A 26637-nucleotide genomic window follows, 5' to 3' on the forward strand; every position below is an offset into this window, starting at 1 on the left:
AGTTCCTAGGCGTTGAACCAGTTGCGCAATGCGTCGACTCGGTCCAGCTTCTCCCAGGTGAAGTCGTTGTCCTCGCGGCCGAAGTGGCCGTGGGCAGCGGTCTTGCGGTAGATCGGGCGTTTCAAGTCGAGGTCTTCGATGATGCCCAGCGGGCGCAGATCGAAGACTTCGTTGATGGCCTTGGTGATCTTGGCCGGGTCCACGGTTTCGGTGCCGAAGGTCTCCACGTAGAGTCCAACTGGGTGTGCCACGCCGATCGCGTAGGCAACCTGGACTTCTGCACGACGCGCCAGGCCGGCAGCGACGACGTTTTTCGCTACCCAGCGCATGGCGTAGGCGGCCGAACGGTCCACCTTCGATGGATCCTTGCCGGAGAACGCGCCGCCGCCGTGGCGTGCGAATCCGCCGTAGGTATCCACGATGATCTTGCGGCCGGTCAGGCCGGCGTCGCCCACCGGACCGCCGATGATGAAGGGACCCGAAGGGTTCAAGATGATCTTGGTGTTGGACACGTCCAAGCCGGAGCGCTCCAGGATGGGGGTGACGACCTCTTCGTGCAGGTCGGCCTTCAAGGTGGCCAGTTCGTATTCCGAAGCGTGCTGGCTGGACACCACTACGGTGTCCACGGAGACCGGCTGGTCGCCGTCGTAGCCGATGGTGACCTGGGTTTTGCCGTCCGGGCGCAGCAGCGGCATGCGGCCGTTCTTGCGCACCTGGGTCAGTCGCTCGGAAAGGCGGTGGGCCAAGAAGATCGGGGTCGGCATCAGCGACTCGGTCTCATCCGAGGCATAGCCGAACATCAGCCCCTGGTCTCCCGCGCCCTGCAGGTCGCGAGGATCCTTGGCCGTGCCTTCGCGCGATTCCAGCGAGTTGAACACGCCGTCGTGGATTTCCTGGGACTGCTGGCCGATGGACACCGACACGCCGCAGCGTGCCCCGTCGAAGCCGTTCGCGGAGGAATCGTAGCCGATGTCCAGGATGGTCTTGCGGACGATCTCAGGGATCTCCACGTAGCCGTTGGTGGTCACCTCTCCTGCCACATGCACCAGGCCGGTGGTGGTCAGGGTCTCGACGGCGACCTTGGAGTCCGGATCCTGCGCCAGCATGGCGTCGAGGATCGCGTCCGAAATTTGATCGCAAATCTTGTCCGGGTGTCCCTCGGTTACGGATTCCGAGGTGAAGAGACGAAGTTCAGGGGTTGTTGAAGTCACCTTTTTACTCTATCTGGTCTGGTGGACCGTTAAGCAGTTGTTGCGACGACACGTGACTAAGCGCCCTATGGCGCAGCTCACGAGATGTCGCCTGCATGTCCTTTTATTGCATGGGAAATTTGTTCGATGACTACGCGGGCCACATCCAATTTGCTTCCGGCCGCTTGCACCGCTTCGCTGCCGTCGGCAAAGAGCACCTGAATGGCGTTGGTTTCCTGGCCGAAGGTCAGCGTCGTGCCGACCTCGTTGACGACCAGCATCTCGCAGCCCTTGCGGCGCAGTTTCGCCCGGCCGTAGTCCAGCACCGTTCCCTGGTCATCTCCGGTCTCCGCGGCGAAGCCGACGATGAAGGGCGGCAGCTGGGCCCTCGTGCCGCGTTCCTGGACTATTTCTGCCAGGATGTCGGGGTTGCGCACCAGCTCGATCACCGGGGCTGAATGATCGTCGCGCTTTTTGATTTTCGAGTTTTCGATCGTCGCTGGCCGGAAGTCTGCAACCGCGGCATTCATGATGAGCACGTCCTTGCCCGGGGCGTGTTCGAAGACCGCCTCGCGCAGTTCAAGCGCGCTCGATGCGTGTATGAGGTTCACCCCATGCGGTGGCGGTACTTCCAGGTGCGTGGCGATCAGCGTGACCTCGGCCCCTGCCGCTCGTGCTGCTTCGGCCAGGGCAACACCCTGCCGGCCTGATGAGCGATTGCCCAGGAACCGCACCGGGTCCAGCGGTTCACGTGTGCCGCCAGCTGTAATCAGCACGGAGGTGCCGGCCAGGATCGGCTCGGAGAGCAAGTCCTGGATGGACGCGAAGATCTCTTCGGGCTCCGGCAATCGGCCGGGTCCGGAATCCTTTCCGGTCAGCCGCCCTGATGCCGGCTCAATGACGCGCACTCCACGTTCCCGCAGGGTGGCCACATTGTTGCGGGTTGCCGCGTGTTGCCACATTTCGGTGTGCATGGCCGGAGCCATGACGACCGGTGCGCGGGTTGCCAGCAAGGTGCCGGTCAGCAGATCATCGGCGATCCCCGCCGAGGCCTTGGCCATGATGTCGGCCGTTGCCGGGACAACGAGCACCAAGTCGGCTAATTGGCCCAGGCGCACATGATTCACGTTTTCGACCGCCTCGAAAACACTTGCGGTCACGGGGTTGCCCGATAGCGCCTCCCACGTGGCAATTCCCACAAAGTTTTCTACATTGCTAGTCGGGATCACGTCGACGTGGTGCCCGGCTTCACGCAGCAAGCGCAACAGGAGAACTGACTTGTAGGCGGCAATTCCTGCCGAGACGCCTAGGACGATTCGCTTCACGAAGTACTTCCTCGAAGTTTTCTGTGCGGTGAGAACTCAACAATAGCTATCGGCCCTGCCATAACCGGCAGGCCGGGGTTGAGATCTTGGTTAAAGGTGCTTAACGAAAAAGAAGGCGCCCGATCAGGGCGCCGACTTTTCGATTAGTCCTCGATGACCTCGGCGGGAGTAACCTTCAACAGGCTCTCATCCAGCTCGCGCAAGGCGATGGTCAGTGGCTTTTCGTTCAGCTTGGTTTCAACCAGTGGGCCTACGTATTCGAAAAGGCCTTCGTTGAGCTGGGCGTAGTACGCGTTGATCTGGCGTGCGCGCTTAGCCGAGTTGAGCACGATGGCGTACTTCGAGTCGTTGGTCTCAAGCAACGAGTCGATCGATGGGTTAATGATTCCCTCTGGGTTGGACACAGGACTCCCTATTTGTCGTTCTTTAGCCCCATGAGGGCTACAAGCTCTTCGGCGGCACGTGCAACATCGTCATTAACGATGGTCACGTCGAATTCTGATTCCGCCGCAAGTTCTAGTTTAGCGGTTTCTAGGCGGCGCTGCTGCTCCTCGGGCGATTCAGTGCCGCGACCAACAAGCCGGCGCACCAATTCTTCCCACGATGGTGGTGCCAAAAAGACGAATTTTGCTTCCGGCATCGATTCCTTGACCTGGCGGGCACCTTGCAGGTCAATCTCCAGCAGAACTTTTTTGCCTTCTGCTACTGCATCCTCGACCGTCGAGCGGATCGTGCCGTAGCTGTTCTGGCCGTGGACGACAGCCCACTCCAGCATCTGGCCTTCCTCGACTAGTTCATGGAAACGTTCCGGGCCCACAAAGAAGTAGTGGACTCCGTCCTGTTCCCCTGGTCGTGCGTTTCGGGTCGTCGCCGACACCGAGAGCCAGACATCTGGATAATTATCACGGATATAGGTGGAGACGGTGCCCTTACCTACTGCCGTGGGGCCGGCTAGAACAGTTACCGACGCAGCGGTCATTGACTACACTTTCGTTTTTGGCGGGCTTTGCTTGAAGTGCTCGGTGATTGCGGTGCGCTGTTTGCGGCCCAATCCGCGCAGGCGGCGTGATGGTGAAATGCCAAGGCGCTCCAGCAAGTTCGCCGCGCGTACTTCGCCTACGCCCGGCACCGATTCCAGAAGGTCCATGACACGCATGCGTCCCACGGCTTCATCTTCGTATACCAAGTCTAGTACCTCGGTGATGGAAATTTTGCCGGCGCTGAACTCCGCCTTGATTTCCGCACGACGTGTGCGAGCAGCAAGGGCTTTGGCGCGGGCCCGGATACGATCTTCGTCAGAGAGTTCTCGCAGTACCATCGTTCAGCCATCCTTAATGTGTAATTGACTAAGGCTATGTTGAGAAACATAGCTTTCAAACGCTGCTTTTGCAAGACTAAACGCGTTGTGGCTACTAGAAACTCTAGTAGCCACAACGCGTTTCTGTCACTAAGCGGAATTTTCGCTAGCCGGCGGCGATCAATTCATCGCGAACCCTCAGCGCTTTCTCACGAAGCGCCGCTACATTCGGCCCCTCTTTCAAAACATCGCGGCTGCTCGTGCCGAGCACCTGCGAGTAGCTCGAGGCGAATGACGTGGCGATATCAATGGCTGTGGCACCCTGCGCGCCCAGTCCAGGTGTCAGCAGCGGCGCCTTGCTCGCCTTCAGGTCGATTCCCAGCTTCTCAGGCGCGTCGCCGATCGTTGCTCCGACGACAAGCCCAACGTGGCCTAAATCTTCTGCAGCAGAATTTTCTGCGGTGACTTGGTCGATAATAGATTTAGCAACCGAGTTTTCACCGCCGACGTGCTGCACGGATGGCCCTTCCGGGTTGGAAGTCAGCCCGAGTACGAACACTCCCCTGCCAGTGGCGGCAGCCAGATCCAGCGCCGGCCGCAAGGACTCGTAGCCCAAATATGGGCTGAGAGTCACAGCGTCCGAAGCCAGTGGAGAGCGGTCATCGAGCCACGCGGTCGCATAGGCGGCCATGGTCGAACCGATATCTCCGCGCTTCGCATCGGCCAAGGTCAGCAGGCCAGCGGACTTGGCTGCAGCCAATGTCTCTTCCAGCACCGCAAATCCGGCCGAGCCAAAGCGCTCATACAGGGCAACCTGTGGCTTGAGAATTGCCGCGGCGCCAACCATTGCCTCGACGACGGTCAGTGAGAAAGATCGCACGCCTTCGGCCGTGTCGTCCAGCCCCCAGGCTTCCAGCAACGCCGGGTGCGGGTCGATTCCCACACACAGCGGGCCGGAAGCCTGCATGGCCGAACGCAGCCGTTCGCCAAATGGGATCGGGCTAGGCATTGCGAGCTGCTGTCAGGTTGGCTTCGTGCTCCTGCAGGCTGGTGACATCCCATGCGTATTCACGCAGGGCGTCAATCGCCTGGACCGAGGCGCCGAACTCGGCAACCGTGGTGATCACCGGGGTGCCCACCGAGGTGGCGGCCGCGCGGATTTCGTAGCCGTCACCGCGGGCGTCGGAGCCCGAAGGGGTGTTCAGGATCAGGCCGATTTCGCCGGCGTTGATCAGATCGACGATCGAGTCCCCGCCTTCGTGCAGCTTGCCCACAACCTTGGTCGGGATGCCGTTGCGGCGTAGCACCTCTGCGGTGCCGCCGGTGGAGATGATCTCGAAGCCGTTGTCCGACAGGTGCTTGACCGGAAGCACGATCGAGCGCTTGTCGCGGTTGGTGACCGAAACGAAGACCTTGCCGGAGGTTGGCAGCGGGTTGTTCGCCGCGGCCTGCGACTTGGCGAAGGCGGTGTCGAAGTACTTGTCGATACCCATCACTTCACCGGTGGAGCGCATCTCAGGGCCGAGTAGCGAGTCGACGACCTTGCCTTCGGGAGTGCGGAAGCGGGCGAATGGCATGACCGCTTCCTTGACTGCGATCGGTGCCGAGTCCGGCAAGTGCGCGCCATCGCCGGAGGCCGGCAGGTAGCTGCCGCGCAGTTCGGCCAGGGTCTTGCCAACGCCGATCAGTGCGGCAATCTTGGACAGCTGCACCCCGGTGGCCTTGGAGGTGAACGGCACGGTGCGCGAGGCGCGGGGGTTTGCCTCGATCACGTACAGGATGTCCGATGCCAGCGCGAACTGGATGTTGATCAGGCCGCGCACTCCCACGCCTTCGGCAATGGCCAAGGTCGCAGCCTTCACGCGGTCGCGCACATCCGGGCCCAGGGTGATCGGAGGCAGGGTGCATGCCGAGTCCCCGGAGTGCACGCCGGCTTCCTCGATGTGCTCCATGATGCCGCCAACGTACAGGTCGGTGCCGTCGTACAGGGCGTCGACGTCGATCTCGATGGCGTCTTCCAGGAAGCGGTCAACGAGGACCGGGTGGTCCACGGTGATCTCGGTGGCGTTGGCGATGTAGCGCTCGAGGTTGGCCTCGTCGTACACGATCTCCATGCCGCGGCCGCCCAGCACGTAGGAAGGGCGGACCAGCACCGGGTAGCCGATGGAGTCGGCGATCGCCTTGGCATCGGCGAAGGAGACGGCGGTGCCGTTCTTCGGGGCGATCAGCCCGGCGTTATCCAGCACGCGCTGGAAAGCGCCACGGTGTTCTGCCAGGTCGATGGCTTCCGGCGAGGTGCCCAGGATCGGCACGCCGGCGGCCTTCAATTCGGCGGCAAGCTTCAGCGGGGTCTGGCCGCCGAGCTGCACGAACACGCCGAGCACTCCGCCGGTCTGCTCTTCGGCGTGGATGACCTCGAGGACATCTTCCAGGGTCAGCGGCTCGAAGTAGAGGCGGTCGGAGATGTCGTAGTCGGTGGAGACGGTTTCCGGGTTGCAGTTGACCATGACGGTCTCGTAGCCCTCAGCGCGCAGCGCCATCACCGCGTGGACGCAGGAGTAGTCGAACTCGATGCCTTGGCCGATGCGGTTCGGGCCCGAACCGAGGATGATGACCGACTTCTTCTCGTGGGTGGCCAGCTCGGTCTCTTCGTCGTACGAGGAGTACATGTACGGGGTGAAGGCCTCGAACTCGGCGGCGCAGGTGTCCACGGTCTTGTAGACCGGGCGCACGCCCAGCGCGTGGCGGATGCCGCGAATCACGGCCTCGGACTTGCCGGTGAGCTGCGCGAGCTGTGCATCGGAGAAGCCGTGGTGCTTGGCTTCGCGCAATACCTCGACCGGCAGGTCCTTGTTGGCCGCCACCAGCTTCGCGGTCTCGTTGATCAGGGCCAGCTGGTCCAGGTACCAGGGGTCAATCGAGGTGGCTTCGTAGAGGCGCTCGATCGAGACACCCGAGTAGAGCAGGCGCTGGACCAGCGAAAGGCGCTCGGTGGAGCCCTTCACGATGGAGGCCAGCACGGCTTCGTGCTCGGATTCGTCGATGGTTTCGAAGCTCAGCTCCGAGCCCTTCTGCTCCAGGGAGCGCAGGGCCTTCTGCAGGGCTTCGGTGAAGTTGCGGCCCAGGGCCATGGCCTCGCCGACCGACTTCATGGTGGTGGTCAGGGTCTTGTCCGCTGCCGGGAACTTCTCGAAGGCGAAGCGCGGGACCTTCACGACCACGTAGTCCAGGGCCGGCTCGAAGGAGGCCGGGGTCTTCTGGGTGATGTCGTTCGGGATCTCATCCAGCGTGTAGCCCACGGCTAGCTTGGTGGCGATCTTGGCAATCGCGAAGCCGGTGGCCTTGGAAGCCAGCGCGGAAGAGCGCGAAACGCGCGGGTTCATCTCGATGACCACCACGCGGCCGGTGTCCGGCTCGATGGCGAACTGGATGTTGCAGCCACCGGTGTCCACGCCGACCTCGCGGATCACGGCGATGGAGATGTCGCGCAGCTTCTGGTATTCGCGGTCGGTCAGGGTCATGGCCGGGGCCACGGTGATCGAGTCGCCGGTGTGCACGCCGACCGGGTCGAAGTTCTCGATGGAGCAGACGACCACGACGTTGTCGTTCTTGTCGCGCATCATCTCCAGCTCGTACTCCTTCCAGCCCAGGATCGACTCCTCAAGGAGCACCTCGGTGGTGGGCGAGTACTGCAGGCCGGCTCCCGCGATGCGGCGCAGGTCTTCGGCGTTGTAGGCCATGCCCGAGCCCAGGCCGCCCATGGTGAACGAGGGGCGCACCACAACCGGGTACTTCAGCTCCTCGACGGCGGCGAAGGCCTCGTCCAGGGTGTGCACGATCACGGACTTGGCCGATTCGGCGCCGCAGCGTTCGACGACGCCCTTGAACTTCTCGCGGTCCTCGCCCAGCTCGATGGCTTCGATGTTCGCGCCGATCAGCTCGACGTTGTACTTTTCCAGGGCGCCGGACTTGTCCAGAGCGATGGCGGTATTCAGCGCGGTCTGGCCGCCCAGGGTAGGCAGGATCGCATCCGGGCGCTCCTTGGCGATGATCTTCTCAACGACCTCCGGGGTGATCGGCTCCACGTAGGTGGCGTCGGCGAATTCCGGGTCGGTCATGATCGTCGCCGGGTTGGAGTTCACCAAGACAACGCGCAGGCCCTCTTCCTTGAGCACGCGCAGTGCCTGGGTGCCGGAGTAGTCGAATTCAGCGGCCTGTCCGATGACGATCGGGCCCGAACCGATGACGAGAACTGATTTCAGATCGGTGCGCTTAGGCATTACTTGCTGTCCTTTTCTGCGGCGGAATCCAACGCGGTGATGAAGCGGTCAAAGAGGTAGGCGGCATCGTGGGGGCCAGATGCCGCTTCTGGGTGGTACTGCACGGAGAAGGCCGGGATGTCCAGGCAATTCAGGCCTTCGACCACGCGGTCGTTGAGCGAGAAGTGCGAAACCTCCACCTTGCCGAAGCGCTCGACCGGTGCGGTCAGTTCGCCCTCGATCGGGGCGTCTACGGCGAAACCGTGGTTCTGGCTGGTGATTTCCACGCGGCCGGTGGCCTTGTCCATCACCGGCTGGTTGATCCCGCGGTGGCCGAAGCGCAGCTTGTAGGTCTCAAAGCCCAGGGCGCGGCCGAGCATCTGGTTGCCGAAGCAGATGCCGAAGTACGGCAGGCCGGCGTCGAGCACCGAGCGGACCAGTTCCACCTGCTTGGTGGCGGTGGCAGGATCGCCCGGGCCGTTGGAGAAGAATACGCCGTTCGCGCCGGTGGCCTTGATATCCTCCAGGGTCGCATCGTGCGGCAAGACGTGCACGCGCAGGCCGCGTTCGGCCAGGCGGTGCGGGGTCATCGACTTCATGCCCAGGTCGATCGCGGCCACGGTGTGCTTGGCAGCGCCCTCGTAGCCGTGGTCGGCCGGCTCGACGATGTAGGCCGAATCCACCGAAACTTCGGCGGAGATGTTCCGGCCGGCCATCGATGGCTGGGCCTTGACGATCTCGATCAGCTCGGCATCGGACTTCGCGGCGGCCTCGCCGGAGAACACGCCGGACTTCATGGCGCCGGCTTCGCGCAGGTGGCGGGTCAGGGCGCGGGTGTCCACGCCGCGGATGCCCACGATGCCGTATTCCTTCAGATCCTCATCCAAGGTGCGCTCGCTGCGCCAGTTGCTCGGACGGCGGGCGGCGTCGCGCACCACGTAGCCGGCGGCCCACATCCGGGTGGACTCCGGGTCTTGCGAGTTCACGCCGGTGTTGCCCACGTGCGGGAAGGTCTGCACGATGATCTGGTGCGCGTAGGAAGGGTCAGTCAGGGTTTCCTGGTAGCCGGTCATGCCGGTGGTGAAGACTGCTTCACCCAGGGTAGTGCCCACGGCGCCATAGCTGCGCCCGCGGAAGATGCGGCCATCTTCGAGTACCAACACGGCTGGTAGGTTGCTCAGGGAATTCACTTATTTGTCTCCTGCTCGGCTTACGTCGCCATGCGACGCCAGCAACTGATAAATCTTGGGGGTGTCCTCGGAGAACCGGGGACGGAATCCGGTGTCGAAATTGAAGCCTTCACGATTCCAGCTGATCACGATCAGCCCGTTCTTCTCGACAAATTTGCCGATCATCCCGTTCGATCGCCTGACCGCATCGAAGTGCTCCCATGGAATGTGCACATCGCGGCTGCCCGGCCTGACCAGATGCACACCGCTCGCCCCGAGTTCCAAGGTGGCGTTGGTGCGCACTCCCAGATCGTGCACGGCAATGCGATCGAGCCAGTCGTCGAACTTCGTGGTGGCCACGTACATTCCGGTGAAGCTGTGTTCGATCGAATCCTCGAAGGCCTCAAAGGGCTCGGGGATCTGCGCCTGGCGGGCCTTGAGGTTCCGCCAGCCGATCAGGATCAGCGAGATTCCGGCGATGATGACCAGAATCGTGATGATGACCGGGCCGAGTGCTCCCTCAGGCATGGGCCGCCCTTGGGGTTGCCAGCTGGCCATCGAGCACCGTGGGGTGGCCGTGGAAGAAGGTCGCGCGCACCGCTCCAGGAAGCTGCATGCCGGCGAACGGCGAATTGCGGCCCTTGGTGGCCATGGCCGAGGGGTCCACCGTCCAGCGGGCGGCCGGGTCCATGAGGGCCAGGTTGGCTGGCTCCCCCACGGCGATCGGGCGGCCCTGGTCGGCAACGCGGCCGATCTGCGCCGGAACTTCGGAGGTGATGCGGGCGACGTCGGCCCAGTCCAGCAGCCCGGTGTCCACCAGCGTGTGCTGGACGATGGACAGGGCGGTTTCCAGTCCGGTCATGCCCATGGCGGCAGCCCCCCATTCGCAGTCCTTGGACTCGGAAGGGTGCGGTGCGTGGTCGGTGCCGATCACGTCGATGGTGCCATCGGCGACGCCGGCGCGCAGGGCCTGCACATCGGCTTCGCGGCGAAGCGGCGGGTTGACCTTGTAGACCGGGTCGAAGGTGCGCACCAGCTCATCGGTGAGCAGCAGGTGGTGCGGGGTGACCTCGGCGGTGACGTTGATTCCGCGCGCCTTGGCCCAGCGGATGATTTCCACCGAACCGGCGGTGGAGACGTGGCACACGTGCAGGCGGGCGCCGACGTGCTCGGCCAGCAGCACGTCGCGGGCGATGATCGACTCCTCGGCGACCGCAGGCCAGCCCGGCATGCCCAGGATCGAGGAGACTTCGCCCTCGTTCATCTGGGCGCCTTCGGTCAGCCGTGGCTCCTGGGCGTGCTGGGCGATGACCCCGTCGAAGGCCTTCACGTATTCCAGGGCGCGGCGCATCAGCAGCGGGTCCCAGACGCAGATGCCGTCATCGGAGAACATCTTGACCTGGGCGCGCGAATCGGCCATGGCGCCGATTTCGCTCAGCTGCTTGCCGGCCAGGCCCACGGTGACCGCGCCGACCGGGCGGACATCCACCCATCCTGCCTTGCGGCCCAGCTCGTAGACCTGCTCGACCACGCCGGCGGTATCGGCCACCGGGGTGGAGTTGGCCATGGCGTGCACCGCGGTGTAGCCGCCCTTGGCCGCGGCCTGGGAACCGGTTTCCACGGTTTCGGCATCTTCGCGGCCCGGTTCGCGCAAGTGGGTGTGGGTATCAACGAGCCCTGGCAGCAGCACGAGATTCTTCGCGTCAATCACCTGGACGTCGGCGCTGGCTTCGATGGTGCCGATCTGGGCGATCTTCCCGTCGACGATCAGCACGTCCTGGGCTTCGCCGCCGAGGATGGCGGCCTGTTGGATCAAGTAGTTCATGGGTTCTTCTTTCAGATCAGGTCGCCGGAGAGGAGCATGTAGAGGCTGGCCATGCGCACGGCCACGCCATTGGTGACCTGGTCGAGCACGGTGGAACGCGGTGAATCCGCGGCGGCCGAGGAGATTTCCAGTCCCCGGTTCATCGGGCCCGGGTGCATGATCAGCGTTTCGGCGCCGCTGGAGTCCAGCTGGCCCAGGCGCGCATCATCCAGCCCCCAGTAGCGCGAGTACTCGCGGGGGTTCGGGAAGTAGGCGGCGTTCATGCGCTCGCCCTGGACACGCAGCATCATCAGCGCATCAACGCCCGACGCGATCACTGCGTCCAGGTCGTAGCTGATGGTGCAGGGCCAGGAGTGCGCACCCACCGGCAGCAGGGTTGGCGGGGCCACCATGGTGACCTCGGCGCCCAGGGTGTTCAGCAGCCAGAGGTTGGAGCGGGCCACGCGGGAATGCAGAATATCCCCGACGATCGCGACCTTCAGCCCATCCAGGCCCTGTCCGGCCGGGCTGGTGCCATTGCGCAAGGCCACCTGGCGGCGCAGGGTGAATGCGTCCAGCAGCGCCTGGGTGGGGTGTTCGTGGGTGCCATCGCCAGCGTTGACGATCGGCAGGCCGATCCAATCAGTGGCAGCCAGGCGGGCCGGGGCCCCCGAGTCCGGGTGGCGGATGACTACCGCGTCGGCGCCGATGGCCAGCAGGGTCTGCGCGGTGTCCTTCAGCGATTCGCCCTTGGAGACGCTCGATCCCTTCGCGGAGAAGTTGATGACGTCAGCGCTCAGGCGCTTGGCGGCAGCCTCGAAGGAGATGCGGGTTCGGGTGGAGTCCTCGAAGAAGAGGTTCACCACGGTGCGTCCGCGCAGCGCCGGCAGCTTCTTGATGGCACGGGTTCCGGATTCGCGCATTTCCTCGGCGATATCCAGGATGGAGATGGCTTCTTCGCGGGTCAAATCCGCGGTGGATAGCAGGTGCTTCACGCTACGCCCTCGATCATCACTTCGTTGGTTCCGTCGATTTCGGCCAGGTGCACACGCACCTTTTCGCTCTTGGCGGTGGGCAGGTTCTTGCCCACATGGTCGGCGCGGATGGGCAGTTCGCGGTGGCCGCGGTCCACGAGCACGGCGAGGCGGACGATGCGCGGACGGCCCCAGTCGGCGAGGGCATCCAGTGCGGCGCGAATAGTGCGGCCGGAGTAGAGCACGTCGTCAACCAGCACCACGACTTTGCCGTCGATCCCGCCGGCAGGAAGCCGGGTCGGCGACGGGGTGCGCGTGGTGGAGTGGCGGAGGTCATCGCGGTACATGGTGATGTCGAGCTGGCCGACAAGAGCTGCCGGGTCGAGATCGCCGGGAGTGGAAGCGGCGATGCGCTGGGCCAAGCGCTGGGCCAGCGGGAAACCGCGGCTGGGAATGCCCAGGAGCACAAGGTCGTCTGTGCCCTTATTGGCTTCGATGATCTCGAAAGCCACGCGAGTGAGTACACGATCGATATCGTCGCCGGTAAGCACCGTGCGCGACACATCTGGCACTGAATTTTCATTCATGCTGTGCACCTCTCCCTTCTCCGCCTCACAGGACGGGATTTAAAGGAATATTGCTACCTCAAATTATCACGAGCCGGCAGCGATTCCCTAGCGGAAAGCTATGCATGACACTGGATGATCGGTGAGATGCGCCACCTGATGCCGTGCCTGCCGCGGGCGCACCGGCGATTTACCGCAGATCGGCGCGCGGATCGGGCTTCTGGTCCATCTGCTGTTGGCTTTGGCACATCCGCTGGGCAGCTGTTCGGTGGTAGGGCCGGTGCGCTATTGCCCCACGCGCCCGTCAATGCATTCGCGCAGCAAATCCGCGTGGCCGCAATGACGGGCATATTCTTCGATCCGGTGCACTTGCAACTCGCGCACGATCACCTCTTCCCTGCCAACACGCTGCCCGAGGTCCGCGAAGTTCTCCAGCACCTGGTCCGTGGCATGCTGCTCTTCATGGAGAATCTGCAGCGCTTGGGCGAGGCATTCAGGCTCGGGCCGCACCCCGTCGAAATCCGCACCGTTCCCGTCGTAGATCGATGCAATTCTCTCGCCGTCGCTGATCCAATTGCGCCAGTCGCGTTCGACTTCGCCCAGATGGCGCAGGAGTCCGAGCAGGGACATGGTCGAGGGAGGCACAGAGCGCCGGGCCAGCTGCTCGGGCGCCAGGCCTTCGCATTTCAGCTCCAGGGTGAGCCGGTAATCCCGAAGATATCTGGCGTAGGTTTCCTGCTCCCCTGCTGGATCCGGCTCGTTTGTATCCCTGGGGTCCTGATCGGGGTCCAGCCACATGTCGGGAAGCTGCACCGATTCGCTCCATCGTTCAGGTACGTGGTTCATCCCGCCATTCTTGCCGGACAGATCGAACATGGCAAGGGGGACTTCCAGGGCGCAAAAAAGCCTGGGCCGGAAAACCCTGCGAAGGGAGTTCCGGCCCAGGCTCTGGGACTGGGAAACGATATTAGTCGACCAGGGTGTCCTTGACGCTCTGGATCCGGCCCAGTACGCCGTTGACGAACTCCGGGGACTCGTCGGTGGAGAGCTCGCGAACATTAACCACGGCTTCTGCCACGGCTACTGCATCGGGAACATCATCGTTGTAGAGCAATTCCCATACGCCGATGCGCAGGGCGGCACGGTCAACGGCCGGCATGCGCTCGATGGTCCAGTCCTTGACGTAGCTTTCCAGCACTTCGTCGATGCGGTCCAGATGGGCCATGACGCCTTCGATGATCGTCAACGAGTACTCATTGAGCACGATGTCCGAGTTTTCCCGGCGCGAGATGGCAACACCCATGGGGTCGACATCGCGGGCTTCAGCCTCAAACAGGAATTCGAGGGCTCGGCGACGGGCTTTGGCGCGGGCTCTCACTAGTTGACACGACCCAGGTAGTCGCCGGTGCGGGTGTCAACCTTGACCTTGGTGTTCTGCTCGACGAACAGCGGAACCTGGATTTCCTTGCCGGTTTCCAAGGTGGCTGGCTTGGTGCCGGCCGAGGAGCGGTCGCCCTGCAGGCCAGGCTCGGTGTAGGTGATTTCCAGAACGACCGAAGCTGGCAGTTCCAGGTACAGCGGGCTGCCATCGTGCATGGCGATGGTCAGTTCCTGGTTTTCCAGCATGTAGCCAGCGGTCTCGCCCACGGTTTCGCCCGGGACGGTGATCTGGTCGTAGTCTTCCAGGTTCATGAAGACGTAGTCGTCGCCATCCTGGTAGAGGTACTGGTAATCGCGGCGGTCAACAGTTGCGGTTTCGATCTTGGTTCCGGCGTTGTAGGTCTTGTCGACCACCTTGCCGCTCATCACGTTGCGCATCTTGGTGCGGACGAAAGCGCCGCCCTTGCCTGGCTTGACGTGCTGGAAGTCGATGATGGTCCAGAGCTGGCCCTCGATCTTCAGAACTACGCCATTTTTAATGTCAGTTGTATCCGCCACGTTTCCTCAATCCTCTATTGACACCAGCATGCGCTGGCATTATCAAAAATCCATCTACAAGTTTACCCTACTCGGCCTCGGGCCGTCAGGGTTGCGCGCGGTGGCGCTCGTTACTGCGCGGCCCGCTCTTCGGCGATATTCAGGCAGATGCTCGACGCGTTGACCAGGTAGGCATCATCGCCCAGCTCGATGCGCAGGTCCATCGCCTTGCGGAAACGCGTCGCCGCGGCCTTGAAATCGCCCTTCGCGAAGAAGGAAAGGCCCAGGTGGTGGTGCATCAGCGGTTCGTAATCGGTGCCGGCGAACTCTTCGGAGAGCTTGCGCAGCCGATTGATCGCGCGATCAAAGTCGCCCTGCATCCGGGTCAGCTCGGTATCCAGCACGCGCAGGTGCGCGTTGGTTGGATCGATCAGCCGGGATTCGGCGATCAGTTCGCCGGCGTCGGCAAGGTCTCCGCGAGCCAACAGGATCATGACCTGGTCGGTAGGGGAACCAACCTGCATCTGCTGCTGCGCGGCCTGTTCGTCGGCGACGTAGGGCTTGAGGGTTACCGGGTCGATCAGGACGCCATTGACCGAAGTCCCGACACCTTCCCGGTTTACCGATGCGACATCAATGGCGTATGCGGTGTGGTCACCCATTTTCACTCCCCAATTTCCTGGTAGGCCGCGAACAGCAGCGAGTTATCCGGCACTTCGTAGATGCGCGGCTTACCGATCTCTTCGAGCACAACGAAGCGCAGCTGGTTGCCGCGCGCCTTCTTGTCCCGCTTCATGCCATCGAGCAATGCTGCCCAACGGTCGTTGCGGTAGCTGGTTGGCAGCCCCAGCGAGGTCAAGATGCTCACATGGCGATCGGCGATCGCATCGGAGGTGTAGCCAACGGAGCGGCCCAGCTCGGCAGCGAAGCACAGTCCGATGGACACCGCAGCGCCGTGGCGCATCTGGTAGCGCTCGGCCAGCTCGATGGCATGGGCCAGGGTGTGGCCGTAGTTCAAGAATTCACGATCGCCCGATTCCTTCAGGTCGCGGGAGACCACATCGACCTTCACAGCGATGGTGCGTTCGATCAGCTCGCGCAGGCGGGCGCTGGTCGGGTTGATGGCGTCTTGCGGATCTTCTTCGATCAGTTCCAGAATGCGCTCATCGGCGATGAAACCGGTCTTGACGATTTCAGCCATGCCGGTGACCAGTTCATTCTTCGGCAAGGTGGCCAGGGCGTCGAGGTCCGCGAGCACGGCAGCAGGAGGGTGGAATGCGCCCACCAGGTTCTTGCCTTCGGCAGTATTGATGCCGGTCTTGCCGCCTACCGCGGCGTCGACCATGGCCAGCAGGGAGGTTGGAATGTGAATGACCTTGACTCCGCGCAGCCAGGTGGCTGCCACAAAACCGGCCAGGTCGGTGACAGCGCCGCCGCCAACGGAGATGACCGCGTCGCTGCGGGTGAAATCATTCTTGCCCAGAACTTCCCAGCAGAAGGAAGCCACCTGGATGTGCTTGCCTTCTTCTGCATCCGGGATCTCAGCGGTCAGTGCTTCCAGGCCGGCATTGGCCAGTTCGTCACGAACCACGTCGCCGGTGGAGCGCAGCGCGCGAGGGTGGATCACCAAAACCTTCTTGACCGAAGGTCCGAGCAGTTCGGGCAGGTGCCCCAACAATCCGTTGCCAACCAGTACTGGGTACGATTCGGCGGCCGTGTTTCCCGAGACCTTTAAAGTGGTCGGTGCTAATGGCATCAGTCTTGTTCCTCCTGATGGTGCTGATTTGTCTAGCGTACGCGTGGGATTGTCGAGATCTGGCATCTCGTGGCGCTAATCACAGCTGTTCGAGTTGCGGCAAAATCTCTTCGACAATTTGTAGAACAGACTTTCCGTCAACCACAACGTGCACGTCAGCCAGCATTTCGTAAATGGGGCGGCGCTTTTCGTAGACCGAAGCCCAGACAGTGAGTGCTTCATCACCTGCCAGCAATGGCCGGTTGGAGTCTGCCTTGATTCGCTCGGCCGCTGCCTGCATGCCCAGCTCCAGGTAGATTACGGTGCCGCGGGAAAGCAGCTGCTGGTTCTCCTCGCGGAGCACCGCGCCGCCGCCGGTGGCGACGACCCCGGTGAGCAGGCGCGCCAGGGCCTGGACTTCCAGGTCGCGGAAATGCGCTTCTCCGTGTTCGGCAAAAATTTGCGGAATCGTGCCGTGATGAGCCACGACCGTCGCGTCGGAATCGGCGAAACTGGTTGATAAGGCCGTGGCCAGTGACCTGCCCACGGTGGACTTGCCACTGGCCATCGGACCAATGAGGTAAATCATTGACGAATGCTTCCTAGACGCCGGTCGATCCCAGGTTATCCGGGATGCTGGCCAGGTAGGAGTCGATATTGCGCTTGGTTTCCGCAACCGAGTCGCCGCCGAACTTCTCGAGCAGGGACTGGGCGAGCACCAGGGCAACCATGGCTTCGGCAACCACGCCGGCAGCCGGGACTGCACAGACATCTGAACGCTGGTGGTGCGCGGTGGTGTCTTCGCCGGTTGCGGTGTCGACGGTGCGCAGGGCGCGGGGAACGGTCGCGATCGGCTTCATGCCGGCGCGCACGCGCAGCACCTCGCCGATGCTCATGCCGCCCTCAATGCCGCCAGCGCGATTGGAATTGCGCTTGATGCTGCCATCTTCAGCGTGCACGATCTCATCGTGGGCGGCCGAACCGCGGCGCGCCGCGGTTTCAAAACCGTCGCCTACTTCCACGCCCTTGATGGCCTGGATGCCCATCAATGCGGCGGCCAGGCGTGCGTCCAGGCGGCGGTCCCAGTGCACGTAGGATCCAATGCCCGGAGGCAGGTTGTAGGCCAAAACCTCAACCACGCCACCGAGGGTCTCCCCCGCCTTGTGCGCGTCGTCGACCTCGGCCACCATGGCCTGGCTGGTTGCCTGGTCGAAGCAGCGCAGTGGATCGGCATCGAGCGCTTCAATATCCGCAGCGGTCGGCAGCGGGGCATCAGCCGGAGCCGAAATAGCGCCAACGGCGGTGGTGTGCGACACCAATTCGATGCCAAGGTCGTTCAGGAAACGGGAGGCAACGGCGCCCAAGGCCACGCGGGCCGCGGTTTCGCGGGCGCTGGCTCGTTCCAGGATCGGGCGGGCATCGTCGAAACCGTATTTCTGCATGCCCGTGAAGTCGGCGTGGCCCGGGCGCGGACGGGTCAATGGCGCATTGCGCGCCAGCGAAGCCAGCTCGTCGAGGTCCACTGGATCCGCGCTCATGACGCGTTCCCACTTGGGCCATTCGGTGTTCCCGATTTCAATGGCCACCGGACCGCCCTGGGTCTTGCCGTGGCGCACGCCGCCAAGGAAAGTGACCTGGTCCTTTTCAAACTTCATCCGCGCGCCGCGGCCGTAGCCGAGGCGGCGACGCGCTAATGCTTCGCGTACAACTTCGCTATCCACCGATACTCCGGCAGGTAGCCCTTCAAGAATTCCAACAAGTGCCGGGCCATGCGATTCGCCCGCGGTCAACCAACGCAACATGTCCTCCATTTTGCCATGACCTGAAGCAATTACTGGTGTCGGGCCAGTCCCAGGGAGTCATACATCGCATTTGTGACGTCAACACGACGCTGCTCATCCCAGGCTGCACCGGCAAACAGGCGCACCTGTTCCACTGCCTGGTGCACCAGCATGTGAAGCCCGGAAATGACCTGGCCTTGCCATGAGGCAGCCAGTTTGGAGGGCCATGGATCGTAGGCCACATCGAGCAGGATCCCGTTGCCGGAACCGATCGCAGGCACCCATTCATCGCCCGCGTGCGGCGGCAGCGTGCTGAAAACCAAGGGCATCAGGCGCAACTGATCGGACAGCTCGCGTGTGATGCCGGAAATTTCGTGGACGACCGGGTGCAGGCCCAGTTCCTTGGCCAGGTCCACGGCGCGCTGGGAGCGCTGAATGGAACGAACGACCAGGGTGACGCGCTCAACGCCAAGCTCGGCACAGGCCTGCAGGGCCGCTAGCGAGGTATTGCCCGACCCCAGGATCATGGCCTGGTCGGCGGCGGTCATCGAGAAATCGGCCAGGGCCTGGACCAGGCCGTCGATGTCGGTGTTCTCCCCGAACAGCGTTCCATCCTCGCGCACCACAATGGTGTTCAGGGCGCCAAGTTGCCGCACGCGGGCAGAAACCTCGTCCATGAGCGGCACAAAGGCATCCTTCAGCGGCATGGTCACCGACGATCCGGCCCATCCCCCTGAGCGCAGGCGTGCAACGTGTTCGGCGCACTGTTCGGGCACGAGGTCGATGGCCTCATAATTCAGCGGCGCGCCCAACAGCTGGTAGGCCGTGCGGTGCAGCACCGGTGACTTGGAGTGGCCGACCGGGTGGCCCAGTACGGCAGCCTGCTTTATCAATTCACATACTTTCTGCGTTGCTGCTGCGCTTAGCAGACATCCGAATTCTGTTCGCACCATGCCCGGAATTCAGCCTGGTTGCGCTGATGTTCGGCGTAGCTGGAAGCGAACTTGGTTTCTCCCGTTTCGATGTTCACGGTCACCCAGTAGTAGTAGCCGTTATCCTGCGGGTTGGCCGCAGCCTTGATCGCCGAGGTGGCGGGTGAGCCAATCGGCGTCGGGGTCAAGCCCTTATGCACATAGGTGTTGTACTTGTTGCCGGCGTCCTTGCGCTCGGCCTGGCTGAACTGCAAGCTGTAGCGGTCCAAGCCGTAGATCACCGTGGAATCCACCTGGAGCAAGCCATGGGTTTCCTTGTTGGCAGGATTCAGCCGGTTCTCGATGGCTCCGGCCACGGTGGCATAGTCCTTCTCGCGGGCTTCTGCCTGCAGGATGGAGGCTACCTTCAGGGTGCGGTAGCCCTTCTCGAGGTCGGTGATGCCGGCGTCCTTGAGGGTGTTCTTGGTGGACCTGACCATCTTGGCCAGCACGTCCTTGGGGGTGCTGTCCAAGGCGAAACGGTATTCGCCCGGGTGCAGCCAGCCCTCAAGGTTCGGCACAGAGGAAGGAAGCCCGAACTTTTCCGGTTGTCCAGCCAGTTTTTCCAGGTCGGCAAGCTTGAGCCCGGAGCCCTTGGCGATCTCCTCCAGCGCCGCGTTCAGGCGCAAGTTCGCCTTGAGCCCGATGTAGAACACCTTGCCAGGGCGATTATCGACGAGGATTTCAGCAGCATCGGCTGCCGGCATCTGGGATTTGAGCTGGTAGGTTCCCGGGTGGACGACCTTATTGGCGCGTTCGGAGTTCTCCACGGCCTTGATCAGCAGCTTGTCGTTGGAAATGACGTCCAGGTCCTCGAGCTTGCGTGAGATCGCGCCCAGGCCCCAGCCGTCTTCCACGGTGAATTCGACCGTGGCGCCGCCCGGGCCTGGATAGTCATCCGGGTTGAACTGCTTGACCAAGGACTTGACGAAGTAGAAGGAGCCGGCGACAACCAGGGCAAAAATCACCACGGTGGCCAGCATCACCAGGTTGCGCTTCCGTCGGGTCTTCTTGCGCCGCAGCTTATTGAAGGCTTCATCGCCCTGGTCGAGCAGCCCGTTGCGGTGCAGGGCGTCCTGCTGTTCGATGACCGGAGTCTGCGCGGTATGCGCCGCGGCCAGGGTGGGCAGAAACCGGGTATGGGTTCGCTGCCCATCCTGGTCATCGGAGGCTGCCAAGGCGGCATCCGGTGCCTGCTCGTCATCGGCAGAAGTGCCGAGATAGTGGTCCAGCCCGGTCAGCTCAGGAGTGGAAGGTTCAGCGATGGGAAGCCCTTGGCCTGCCGCGAAGCTCTCGTACAGGGCACGAAGAGTTTCGCGTTGCCGTTCTTGACGGGCTTCTTCTCGCATCAACTCTCATTTCTCGGTGTGGCATCGAACTGGGCCGCGACGTGCGGGATCTATTTCATGACGATCCGGCTGGCCTGGACACGGACGTTGTTCCGGCGCATTTCCAGCACTTGCTGCAGGATCTCGGTGGCAGCGACCTGGTCGACAACCTTTCGATGATCCTCCATCTTACGGCCTGAAGCATGCAACGCGCGATGGGCGTTGACGGTGCTCAATCGCTCGTCGACCAGAAAAACCGCAAGCTCGATATTGGAGCTATCGGCTAATTCGGCCAAGGCAATAGCGTAGTCACGGGCCATTTTGGTGGACTCGGTATCATTGCCGGCCAAGGATTTCGGCTCGCCGATGAATACTTCGCCCACATTCCGGTCTGTGATGATGCGCAGGAGCATCCGGCGGTCCGAATTCTTCTTCGCATCCCGGCGCAGGGTCATGACCGGCGTGGCCAGGATGCCCGAGGGATCTGAGATGGCGACGCCGACGCGGGCCAGGCCCACGTCGACGCCGAGTGCCACTTTAGCCATTGGCCAAAGCCGCCCGAATGGCATCCAGCGCTTCGTCGATCTTTGAAGCGTCCTGGCCGCCGCCCTGGGCCATATCGTCCTTGCCGCCGCCGCCGCCGCCGAGCACACCGGTAGCGGTGCGCACCAGCGCGCCGGCCTTGAAGCCGTTGGCACGGGCGTCATCGTTGGTGACGGCCAGGACCAGCGGCCGGCCGTTGGCCACACCGATCAGCACAATGACTGCTGCTTCGGTGCCAAGCTTGCCGCGCAGATCCAGCGCCATGGTGCGCAGGGCATCCGCGGAGTCGATGGTCCCTGCGTTATGGGCCAACAGGCGGGTCGAGCCGATGGTCACCACCTTTTCCAGCAGGGCTGCGGACTGGGCGAGCATGGCCTGGCTCTTGAGCTCGGCGATCTGCTTCTCGGCGGCCTTGAGCTTGGCAACGGTGTCATTGACGCGCTCGGACACCTGGCTGGAAGGCACGCGGAACAGGCCCGAGAGCTCGGAAACCAGGGCACGCTCGGCAGCGCCGTGGCGGAAGGCCTCCATGCCGACCAGGGCTTCGACGCGGCGGTTGCCCGAACCGACCGAGGCCTCGGAGAGCAGGGTCAACTGGCCGATGCGGGCGGTGGTGTCCACGTGGGTGCCACCGCACAGCTCGCGCGACCAGGCGCCGTTCATTTCCACCACGCGCACGTCGTTGGAGTACTTCTCGCCGAACAGGCTCATCGCGCCGAGCTTCTTGGCTTCGGACAGGGCCATCTCGTTGGTGACGACCTGGTAGTTCGAGGCGATGGCCAGGTTGACTGCCTCTTCGACTTCGCTGCGAGCCGTAGCGGAGAGGGCCTCGGCCCAGGAGAAGTCGAAGCGCAGGTAGCCGGCCTTGTTGAAGGACCCGGCCTGCGTGGCCGTTGGGCCAAGCAGCTCGCGCAGCGCGGCGTGCACCAGGTGGGTGGCCGAGTGGGCCTGCTCCCCCGAACGGCGGCGCACGGCGTCGACCTGGGTGCGCACCAATGCCTCGGCAGGAAGCTCGCCCTCGCGCACGATCACCTTGTGCACGTTCAGGCCCTTGACCGGGGCCTGCACGTCGGTGACCTCCAGCACGAAGCCGTCGCCGGTGATCAGGCCGCTGTCGCCAGCCTGGCCGCCGGACTCGGCATAGAACGGGGTCTCATTGAGCACCAGGTCGATTTCCTGGCCCTGCTCTGCGTAAGGGACCACTTGGCCGTCGCGGATGATGCCGCGGATGGTCGACTCGCCTTCCAGCGTGTCGTAGCCGGTGAAGTGCACGCTGCCCGCGTCGGCCAGCTTGTTGTACACCGACAGGTCGGCGTGGCCGGCCTTCTTGGCCTTGGCGTCCTTCTGCGCACGGGTGCGCTGCTCGTTCATCAGCTCGCGGAAGCGCGGCTCGTCCACGGACAGGCCAGCCTCGGCAGCGATTTCCAAGGTGAGGTCAATCGGGAAGCCATAGGTGTCGTGCAGGGTGAAGGCGTCGTCTCCGGAGAGGTTGGCTCCTTCTTCCTTGGCGTGGTTCAGCGCCTCGTCGAGGCGGGTGGTGCCCGAAGCGATGGTGCGGCGGAAGGCGCGCTCCTCGGCATAGGCGATGCGGGCGATGCGCTCGAAGTCGTTCTCCACCTCTGGGTAGACGCCCTTCATGGCGTCGCGGGAGACAGGAAGCAGCTGCGGGAGCACTTCGCTGTCCACGCCCATCAGGCGCATGGCGCGCACGGCGCGGCGGATTAGCCGGCGCAGCACGTAGCCGCGGCCCTCATTGCCCGGGGTGACTTGGTCGGAGATCAGCATCAGCGAGGAGCGGATGTGGTCGGCGATCATGCGCAGGCGCACGTCATTGGCGTGGTTGGGGTCCGCTGGATCCTCGGTGGAGGTGTAGGCGACGCCTGCAAGCTCGGCGGCCTTGTCGAGCACCGGACGGACCTGGTCGGTCTCGTACATGTTCTCGACGCCCTGCAGGATCATGGCCAGGCGCTCAAGGCCCAGGCCGGTGTCGATATTGCGCTTGGGCAGTTCGCCGGCGACGTCGAAGTCGGTTTTGGAGCGCACCGCGGAGAGGCGGTACTGCATGAACACCAGGTTCCAGATCTCGATGTAGCGGGTCTCGTCGACGGCCGGGCCGCCTTCTTGGCCGTACTGGGCACCGCGGTCGTAGTAGATCTCCGAGCAGGGACCGCCGGGGCCGGGCTGGCCGGTGTTCCAGTAGTTGTCTTCCTTGCCGGTGCCGACCACGCGCTCGGTCGGGATGCCGATCTCTTCTTCCCAGATGCGGCGGGCTTCAAGGTCCTTCTCGTCGCCGTCTTCGTAGACGGTGACCCAGAGGCGTTCCTTGTCCAGGCCGTAGCCTCCGGCTTCAACCGGGCTGGTCAGCAGCTCCCAGGCGAAGTGGATGGCGTCCTTCTTGAAGTAATCGCCGAAGGAGAAGTTGCCGCACATCTGGAAGAAGGTGCCGTGTCGCACGGTCTTGCCGACTTCTTCGATGTCGCCGGTGCGGATGCACTTCTGCACCGAGGTCGCACGAGAGTAGGGGGCTTCTTCGCGGGCGGTCAGGTACGGAATGAAGGGAACCATGCCGGCCACAGTGAACAACAGCGATGGGTCGGATGAGACCAGCGAGGCGCTGGGCACCGCCGTGTGGCCCTTAGAGACGAAAAAGTCGACCCACCGACGGGCAATTTCCTGCGTTTTCATCGTGTTACGGATGATCCCTTCACTTAGCGGCGTCCACGCCCAAGGCGGAACGTAATTCTTCTTCTCTGGCGGTCATTCCCTGATGGAAGGCTTCCAGATATTCGGCAACACGGTCGGCGTACTTGCCGACCTGGCGATTGAGCGCTGCACCGGATTTAACGTCAGCGTATTTCCTGGTTGCGAGCACTCCAACGCCCACTCCAATAGAAACCCACAAGAACTTTTTCATTCTAGTCTCCTTGGCGGCCTTCGATGGGCCGTCCGTCGTTCAGCGCGCCGATACGTGTTCGATCGAACAGCTCTGGCTTAGCGGCTGCGGCGTGCTTTGCCGCTTGGCTTGGTGTTCATCGCGGCTTTCACGCCTTCGGTGAACGCGGCCGCCTTGATCAGCGGCTTGCCGACAGTGGCTGCGATCAGCGAAGACAGCGCGGAAACATTGGCGGTGGCATCAGAAACGTTATTGGTGATCGTATCGACCTTCTTGAGCTGGTCGTTGGTGGTCGCCACGGTGTTGGCGACTTCACCGATCAACGGGGTGGTGCCATCGGCAACGTCCCTGATCGATTTGCGCAGCTCGTCGAACACCTTGCCCAACTTGATGATCGGCACGGCCAGCAGCACTACTAGTACAACAAATGCGCCGGCGGCGATGAGCCCTGCAATATCCGAACCCGACATGTGCTTCCTCTTCTGCTTGGGTTTTTGGTGCCAGTCCACCTTATCGAAGTCAGAGCCAAGATAGGTAGTTAAGCGACAAGCCCGCAACCGTTGGACGGTTGCGGGCTTGGAACTAGCGCACTGTTTAGCGTGCGTAGTACTCGACCACGAGGTTCTCTTCGCAGGTCACTGGGATCTCTGCACGCTCAGGAGCGCGCAGGTAGGTAGCCTGAAGGGCTTCCAGCTTTACGTCCAGGTAAGCAGGAACAGCTGGCAGCACCTTAGCGTGCTCACCTGCTGCAGCCATCTGGAATGGAACCATCTTCTCGCTCTTCTCGTGTACGTGGATCAGCTGACCCGGCTGTACCTTGAAGGAAGGGCGGTCTACACGCTGGCCGTTGACCAGGATGTGGCGGTGCACGACCAGCTGGCGAGCCTGCTGGATGGTGCGGGCGAAGCCTGCACGCAGAACCAGGGCGTCCAAGCGGGACTCGAGCAGTGCCAGCAGGTTGTCACCGGTCTGGCCGCCGAGGCGCTTTGCTTCCTTGAAAGCGTTCAGCATCTGAACTTCGCGGATGCCGTACTGGGCACGCAAACGCTGCTTTTCGCGCAGACGCACTGCGTAGTCGCTGTCCTGCTTCTTACGGGCGCGGCCGTGCTGGCCTGGACCGTATGGACGGCGCTCCATGTACTTTTCAGCTTTAGGGGTCAATGCAAGGCCGAGCGCACGCGAAAGGCGTACGGTGCGGCGGGCACGGGCGTTAGCCATTGATGTGTCCTTTTCGTTCAGCGACGGTATCTACTGGCCTCCAGGATGGAGAGTGTGTGGGCGTCGCGTCCCTGCTACACTGCAACCTTGCTCCGTAGGCCGATCACTCGGAATCCGGGCAGGGCTTGCCAGCCAAAGATCAAGTCTACACGAAAGGAATTAGCCTTGGGCTGAGGCATAGCGCACAATCAGCGCTTGCGCTTGCCGCGTACTGGGTCCTTGCCGCGGATGATCTCGCGAAGCCGGGCCAGGCGCGTTCCGATGGTCTTCTCGGCGCCGTTGATGGTCGGCGTGTAGTAATTGGTGCCGACCAGATCGTCGGGCAGGTATTGCTGGGTGGCGATCGAATGCGGCGCGTCGTGGGCGTAGATGTAGCCCACCCCGTGGCCCAATTGCTTGGCTCCTGGATAGTGCGCGTCGCGCAGGTGGTCCGGAACCAGCGAGCCCTTGCCTTCGGAAACGTCGGCCAAGGCGGCGTTGATCGCGTTGTACGACGCATTGGATTTTGGCGCGGTCGCCAGATGCACGGTGGCTTGGCCCAGCATGATCCGCGCTTCGGGCATGCCGGTGAGCTGCACCGATTGGGCTGCGGCCACGGCCAGGGGCAGGGCGGTGGGATCGGCCATGCCGATATCCTCGCTGGCCGAGATCATCAGGCGGCGCGCGATGAAACGCGGGTCCTCCCCCGCGGAAAGCATGCGCGCGAGGTAATGGAGGGCGGCGTCCACGTCGGAGCCCCGGATGGACTTGATGAAGGCCGAGATGATGTCGTAGTGCTGATCGCCGTCTTTGTCATAGCGCTGCACGGCCTGGTCCATGGCCAGCTGGACATGGTCGGCGGTGATTTGCACCGGTGGATCCACGTCGGCGCCGGCGGCATTCCATGCGACGGCCCCGGCCGCCTCGAGCACGGTCAGCGAGCGGCGGGCATCGCCTTGGGCCAGGCGGACGATGGCATCGCGCTGCTCGTCTTCCAGCTGGACCTGCCCGTTGAATCCGCGCTCGTCTTCGATGGCGCGTTCCAGCAGGGCCGCGAGGTCGCCATCGGTCAGCGGGCGCAGGGTCAGCAGCAAGGAGCGCGAGAGCAGCGGGGAAATCACCGAGAAGGACGGATTTTCGGTTGTGGCGGCGACCAGCACGACCACCCGGTTTTCGACTCCGGGAAGCAGCGCATCCTGTTGGGCCTTGTTGAAGCGGTGGATCTCGTCGAGGAAGAGAACCGTTGTCATCCCGCGCAGGTCGCGGTCGTCCTTGGCCTGCTCGATGACCCGGCGCACATCCTTGACGCCTGCGGTAATGGCCGAGAGCTCGACAAATTTCCGGTTGGTAGCCCGTGCAATGACGTGGGCGATGGTGGTCTTGCCGATGCCCGGCGGGCCGTAGAGGATCACGCTGGCAGGCCCAGCCAGGCCTGTTTCAGGATTCTCGGCCAGCTGCCGCAAGGGCGAGCCCGGACCGAGCAGGTGCTGCTGCCCGACCAGTTCCTCGAGCGAGCGCGGGCGCATCCGTACCGCCAGTGGCGGGCGGGGCCGGTTGACTTGGGCCTCGCGCGCGTCCTGCGGATCATCGGTCAGGGAATCGAACAAATCGCTCACCGTCCAAGCCTACCGATATTCTGGTGTCAATGCGGTACCGGCCCTACGCCCGCCGCTTATTGCCTATTGAGA

Annotated in this window: 26 protein-coding genes and 1 pseudogene; all 27 read right to left on the minus strand. The window is 63.1% G+C overall.

Features of this window, described 5'->3' with window-relative positions; translation table 11 throughout:
• Window positions 1–5: 5 nt before the first annotated feature.
• Window positions 6–1211: a methionine adenosyltransferase gene (gene metK / locus AC6CHO_RS05045; protein ID WP_060701651.1), complete on the minus strand. Its 1206-nt coding sequence runs from the start codon at window positions 1209–1211 to the stop codon at window positions 6–8.
• 77 nt (window positions 1212–1288) lie between these two features.
• Window positions 1289–2521 (minus strand): annotated as a pseudogene (coaBC, locus tag AC6CHO_RS05050) (bifunctional phosphopantothenoylcysteine decarboxylase/phosphopantothenate--cysteine ligase CoaBC); the annotation flags it as partial.
• Between the two features lie 137 nt (window positions 2522–2658).
• Complete coding sequence (rpoZ, locus tag AC6CHO_RS05055; protein WP_146275167.1) at window positions 2659–2919, minus strand: DNA-directed RNA polymerase subunit omega; 261 nt, start codon at window positions 2917–2919, stop codon at window positions 2659–2661.
• An 8-nt stretch (window positions 2920–2927) separates the two neighbouring features.
• Entirely contained in the window at window positions 2928–3494 is a 567-nt protein-coding gene (gmk, locus tag AC6CHO_RS05060) for a guanylate kinase (RefSeq protein WP_060701654.1), read from the minus strand.
• Between the two features lie 3 nt (window positions 3495–3497).
• Entirely contained in the window at window positions 3498–3833 is a 336-nt protein-coding gene (gene mihF, locus AC6CHO_RS05065) for an integration host factor, actinobacterial type (protein ID WP_013349055.1), read from the minus strand.
• Between the two features lie 145 nt (window positions 3834–3978).
• Window positions 3979–4821 (minus strand): orotidine-5'-phosphate decarboxylase, encoded by an 843-nt coding sequence (gene pyrF / locus AC6CHO_RS05070; protein ID WP_498213998.1) that lies wholly within the window; start codon window positions 4819–4821, stop codon window positions 3979–3981.
• Window positions 4814–8092 (minus strand): carbamoyl-phosphate synthase large subunit, encoded by a 3279-nt coding sequence (carB, locus tag AC6CHO_RS05075; protein WP_498214000.1) that lies wholly within the window; start codon window positions 8090–8092, stop codon window positions 4814–4816. Before carB ends, pyrF begins: the two co-directional genes overlap by 8 nt.
• The gene (gene carA, locus AC6CHO_RS05080; protein WP_146275170.1) at window positions 8092–9261 is read right to left on the minus strand and encodes a glutamine-hydrolyzing carbamoyl-phosphate synthase small subunit; all 1170 of its coding nucleotides are present in this window, start codon (window positions 9259–9261) and stop codon (window positions 8092–8094) included. Before carA ends, carB begins: the two co-directional genes overlap by 1 nt.
• Window positions 9262–9768, minus strand: coding sequence for a PH-like domain-containing protein (locus AC6CHO_RS05085; protein WP_498214001.1), 507 nt, complete (start codon window positions 9766–9768; stop codon window positions 9262–9264). It lies immediately after the preceding gene.
• Window positions 9761–11065: a dihydroorotase gene (locus AC6CHO_RS05090; RefSeq protein WP_498214002.1), complete on the minus strand. Its 1305-nt coding sequence runs from the start codon at window positions 11063–11065 to the stop codon at window positions 9761–9763. The genes AC6CHO_RS05085 and AC6CHO_RS05090 overlap by 8 nt, the downstream gene beginning before the upstream one ends.
• 11 nt (window positions 11066–11076) lie before the next feature.
• Window positions 11077–12039: an aspartate carbamoyltransferase catalytic subunit gene (locus tag AC6CHO_RS05095; protein WP_060701660.1), complete on the minus strand. Its 963-nt coding sequence runs from the start codon at window positions 12037–12039 to the stop codon at window positions 11077–11079.
• Window positions 12036–12605: a bifunctional pyr operon transcriptional regulator/uracil phosphoribosyltransferase PyrR gene (pyrR, locus tag AC6CHO_RS05100; protein ID WP_498214003.1), complete on the minus strand. Its 570-nt coding sequence runs from the start codon at window positions 12603–12605 to the stop codon at window positions 12036–12038. The genes AC6CHO_RS05095 and pyrR overlap by 4 nt, the downstream gene beginning before the upstream one ends.
• A 264-nt stretch (window positions 12606–12869) precedes the next feature.
• Window positions 12870–13430: a mycothiol transferase gene (locus AC6CHO_RS05105; RefSeq protein ID WP_498214004.1), complete on the minus strand. Its 561-nt coding sequence runs from the start codon at window positions 13428–13430 to the stop codon at window positions 12870–12872.
• Between the two features lie 121 nt (window positions 13431–13551).
• Window positions 13552–13962: a transcription antitermination factor NusB gene (nusB, locus tag AC6CHO_RS05110; protein ID WP_146275173.1), complete on the minus strand. Its 411-nt coding sequence runs from the start codon at window positions 13960–13962 to the stop codon at window positions 13552–13554.
• Window positions 13962–14522: an elongation factor P gene (gene efp / locus AC6CHO_RS05115; RefSeq protein WP_060701663.1), complete on the minus strand. Its 561-nt coding sequence runs from the start codon at window positions 14520–14522 to the stop codon at window positions 13962–13964. The genes nusB and efp overlap by 1 nt, the downstream gene beginning before the upstream one ends.
• Before the next feature lie 110 nt (window positions 14523–14632).
• Complete coding sequence (locus AC6CHO_RS05120; protein WP_498214005.1) at window positions 14633–15163, minus strand: tetratricopeptide repeat protein; 531 nt, start codon at window positions 15161–15163, stop codon at window positions 14633–14635.
• Window positions 15164–15165: 2 nt separating this feature from the next.
• Entirely contained in the window at window positions 15166–16257 is a 1092-nt protein-coding gene (gene aroB / locus AC6CHO_RS05125) for a 3-dehydroquinate synthase (RefSeq protein WP_498214006.1), read from the minus strand.
• A gap of 79 nt (window positions 16258–16336) precedes the next feature.
• Window positions 16337–16825: a shikimate kinase gene (locus AC6CHO_RS05130; RefSeq protein WP_444663788.1), complete on the minus strand. Its 489-nt coding sequence runs from the start codon at window positions 16823–16825 to the stop codon at window positions 16337–16339.
• Between the two features lie 13 nt (window positions 16826–16838).
• Window positions 16839–18038: a chorismate synthase gene (gene aroC / locus AC6CHO_RS05135; RefSeq protein WP_444663786.1), complete on the minus strand. Its 1200-nt coding sequence runs from the start codon at window positions 18036–18038 to the stop codon at window positions 16839–16841.
• A 29-nt stretch (window positions 18039–18067) separates the two neighbouring features.
• A complete protein-coding gene (locus AC6CHO_RS05140; RefSeq protein WP_444663784.1) occupies window positions 18068–18910 on the minus strand; it encodes a shikimate dehydrogenase family protein in 843 nt (280 codons plus the stop codon).
• Between the two features lie 29 nt (window positions 18911–18939).
• Window positions 18940–20337 carry an endolytic transglycosylase MltG gene (gene mltG, locus AC6CHO_RS05145; RefSeq protein ID WP_498214007.1) on the minus strand — a complete coding sequence of 466 codons (1398 nt, stop codon included), beginning with the start codon at window positions 20335–20337 and terminating at the stop codon, window positions 18940–18942.
• A 50-nt stretch (window positions 20338–20387) separates the two neighbouring features.
• A complete protein-coding gene (gene ruvX / locus AC6CHO_RS05150) occupies window positions 20388–20861 on the minus strand; it encodes a Holliday junction resolvase RuvX (protein WP_060701670.1) in 474 nt (157 codons plus the stop codon).
• On the minus strand, window positions 20854–23544 hold the full coding sequence (gene alaS / locus AC6CHO_RS05155; RefSeq protein ID WP_498214008.1) for an alanine--tRNA ligase: 2691 nt from the start codon (window positions 23542–23544) through the stop codon (window positions 20854–20856). The genes ruvX and alaS overlap by 8 nt, the downstream gene beginning before the upstream one ends.
• Before the next feature lie 19 nt (window positions 23545–23563).
• Window positions 23564–23773: a hypothetical protein gene (locus tag AC6CHO_RS05160; RefSeq protein ID WP_060701672.1), complete on the minus strand. Its 210-nt coding sequence runs from the start codon at window positions 23771–23773 to the stop codon at window positions 23564–23566.
• Window positions 23774–23850: 77 nt separating this feature from the next.
• Window positions 23851–24222 (minus strand): DUF948 domain-containing protein, encoded by a 372-nt coding sequence (locus tag AC6CHO_RS05165; RefSeq protein ID WP_060701673.1) that lies wholly within the window; start codon window positions 24220–24222, stop codon window positions 23851–23853.
• Window positions 24223–24346: 124 nt separating this feature from the next.
• Complete coding sequence (gene rpsD, locus AC6CHO_RS05170; RefSeq protein WP_060701674.1) at window positions 24347–24970, minus strand: 30S ribosomal protein S4; 624 nt, start codon at window positions 24968–24970, stop codon at window positions 24347–24349.
• A 188-nt stretch (window positions 24971–25158) separates the two neighbouring features.
• Complete coding sequence (locus AC6CHO_RS05175) at window positions 25159–26565, minus strand: replication-associated recombination protein A (protein WP_498214009.1); 1407 nt, start codon at window positions 26563–26565, stop codon at window positions 25159–25161.
• Window positions 26566–26637 lie beyond the last annotated feature (72 nt).

This window comes from Glutamicibacter sp. GQ173, assembly GCF_059759215.1.

What these genes read in the sequence shown, in the direction of transcription:
- gmk (WP_060701654.1), bottom strand. Translation starts at nt 3,494, where the DNA reads ATGACCGCTGCGTCGGTAACTGTTCTAGCCGGCCCCACGGCAGTAGGT.
- mihF (WP_013349055.1), bottom strand. Translation starts at nt 3,833, where the DNA reads ATGGTACTGCGAGAACTCTCTGACGAAGATCGTATCCGGGCCCGCGCC.
- pyrF (WP_498213998.1), bottom strand. Translation starts at nt 4,821, where the DNA reads ATGCCTAGCCCGATCCCATTTGGCGAACGGCTGCGTTCGGCCATGCAG.
- carB (WP_498214000.1), bottom strand. Translation starts at nt 8,092, where the DNA reads ATGCCTAAGCGCACCGATCTGAAATCAGTTCTCGTCATCGGTTCGGGC.
- AC6CHO_RS05085 (WP_498214001.1), bottom strand. Translation starts at nt 9,768, where the DNA reads ATGCCTGAGGGAGCACTCGGCCCGGTCATCATCACGATTCTGGTCATC.
- AC6CHO_RS05090 (WP_498214002.1), bottom strand. Translation starts at nt 11,065, where the DNA reads ATGAACTACTTGATCCAACAGGCCGCCATCCTCGGCGGCGAAGCCCAG.
- pyrR (WP_498214003.1), bottom strand. Translation starts at nt 12,605, where the DNA reads ATGAATGAAAATTCAGTGCCAGATGTGTCGCGCACGGTGCTTACCGGC.
- AC6CHO_RS05105 (WP_498214004.1), bottom strand. Translation starts at nt 13,430, where the DNA reads ATGAACCACGTACCTGAACGATGGAGCGAATCGGTGCAGCTTCCCGAC.
- AC6CHO_RS05120 (WP_498214005.1), bottom strand. Translation starts at nt 15,163, where the DNA reads ATGGGTGACCACACCGCATACGCCATTGATGTCGCATCGGTAAACCGG.
- aroB (WP_498214006.1), bottom strand. Translation starts at nt 16,257, where the DNA reads ATGCCATTAGCACCGACCACTTTAAAGGTCTCGGGAAACACGGCCGCC.
- AC6CHO_RS05130 (WP_444663788.1), bottom strand. Translation starts at nt 16,825, where the DNA reads ATGATTTACCTCATTGGTCCGATGGCCAGTGGCAAGTCCACCGTGGGC.
- aroC (WP_444663786.1), bottom strand. Translation starts at nt 18,038, where the DNA reads ATGTTGCGTTGGTTGACCGCGGGCGAATCGCATGGCCCGGCACTTGTT.
- mltG (WP_498214007.1), bottom strand. Translation starts at nt 20,337, where the DNA reads ATGCGAGAAGAAGCCCGTCAAGAACGGCAACGCGAAACTCTTCGTGCC.
- ruvX (WP_060701670.1), bottom strand. Translation starts at nt 20,861, where the DNA reads ATGGCTAAAGTGGCACTCGGCGTCGACGTGGGCCTGGCCCGCGTCGGC.
- alaS (WP_498214008.1), bottom strand. Translation starts at nt 23,544, where the DNA reads ATGAAAACGCAGGAAATTGCCCGTCGGTGGGTCGACTTTTTCGTCTCT.
- AC6CHO_RS05160 (WP_060701672.1), bottom strand. Translation starts at nt 23,773, where the DNA reads ATGAAAAAGTTCTTGTGGGTTTCTATTGGAGTGGGCGTTGGAGTGCTC.
- AC6CHO_RS05165 (WP_060701673.1), bottom strand. Translation starts at nt 24,222, where the DNA reads ATGTCGGGTTCGGATATTGCAGGGCTCATCGCCGCCGGCGCATTTGTT.
- rpsD (WP_060701674.1), bottom strand. Translation starts at nt 24,970, where the DNA reads ATGGCTAACGCCCGTGCCCGCCGCACCGTACGCCTTTCGCGTGCGCTC.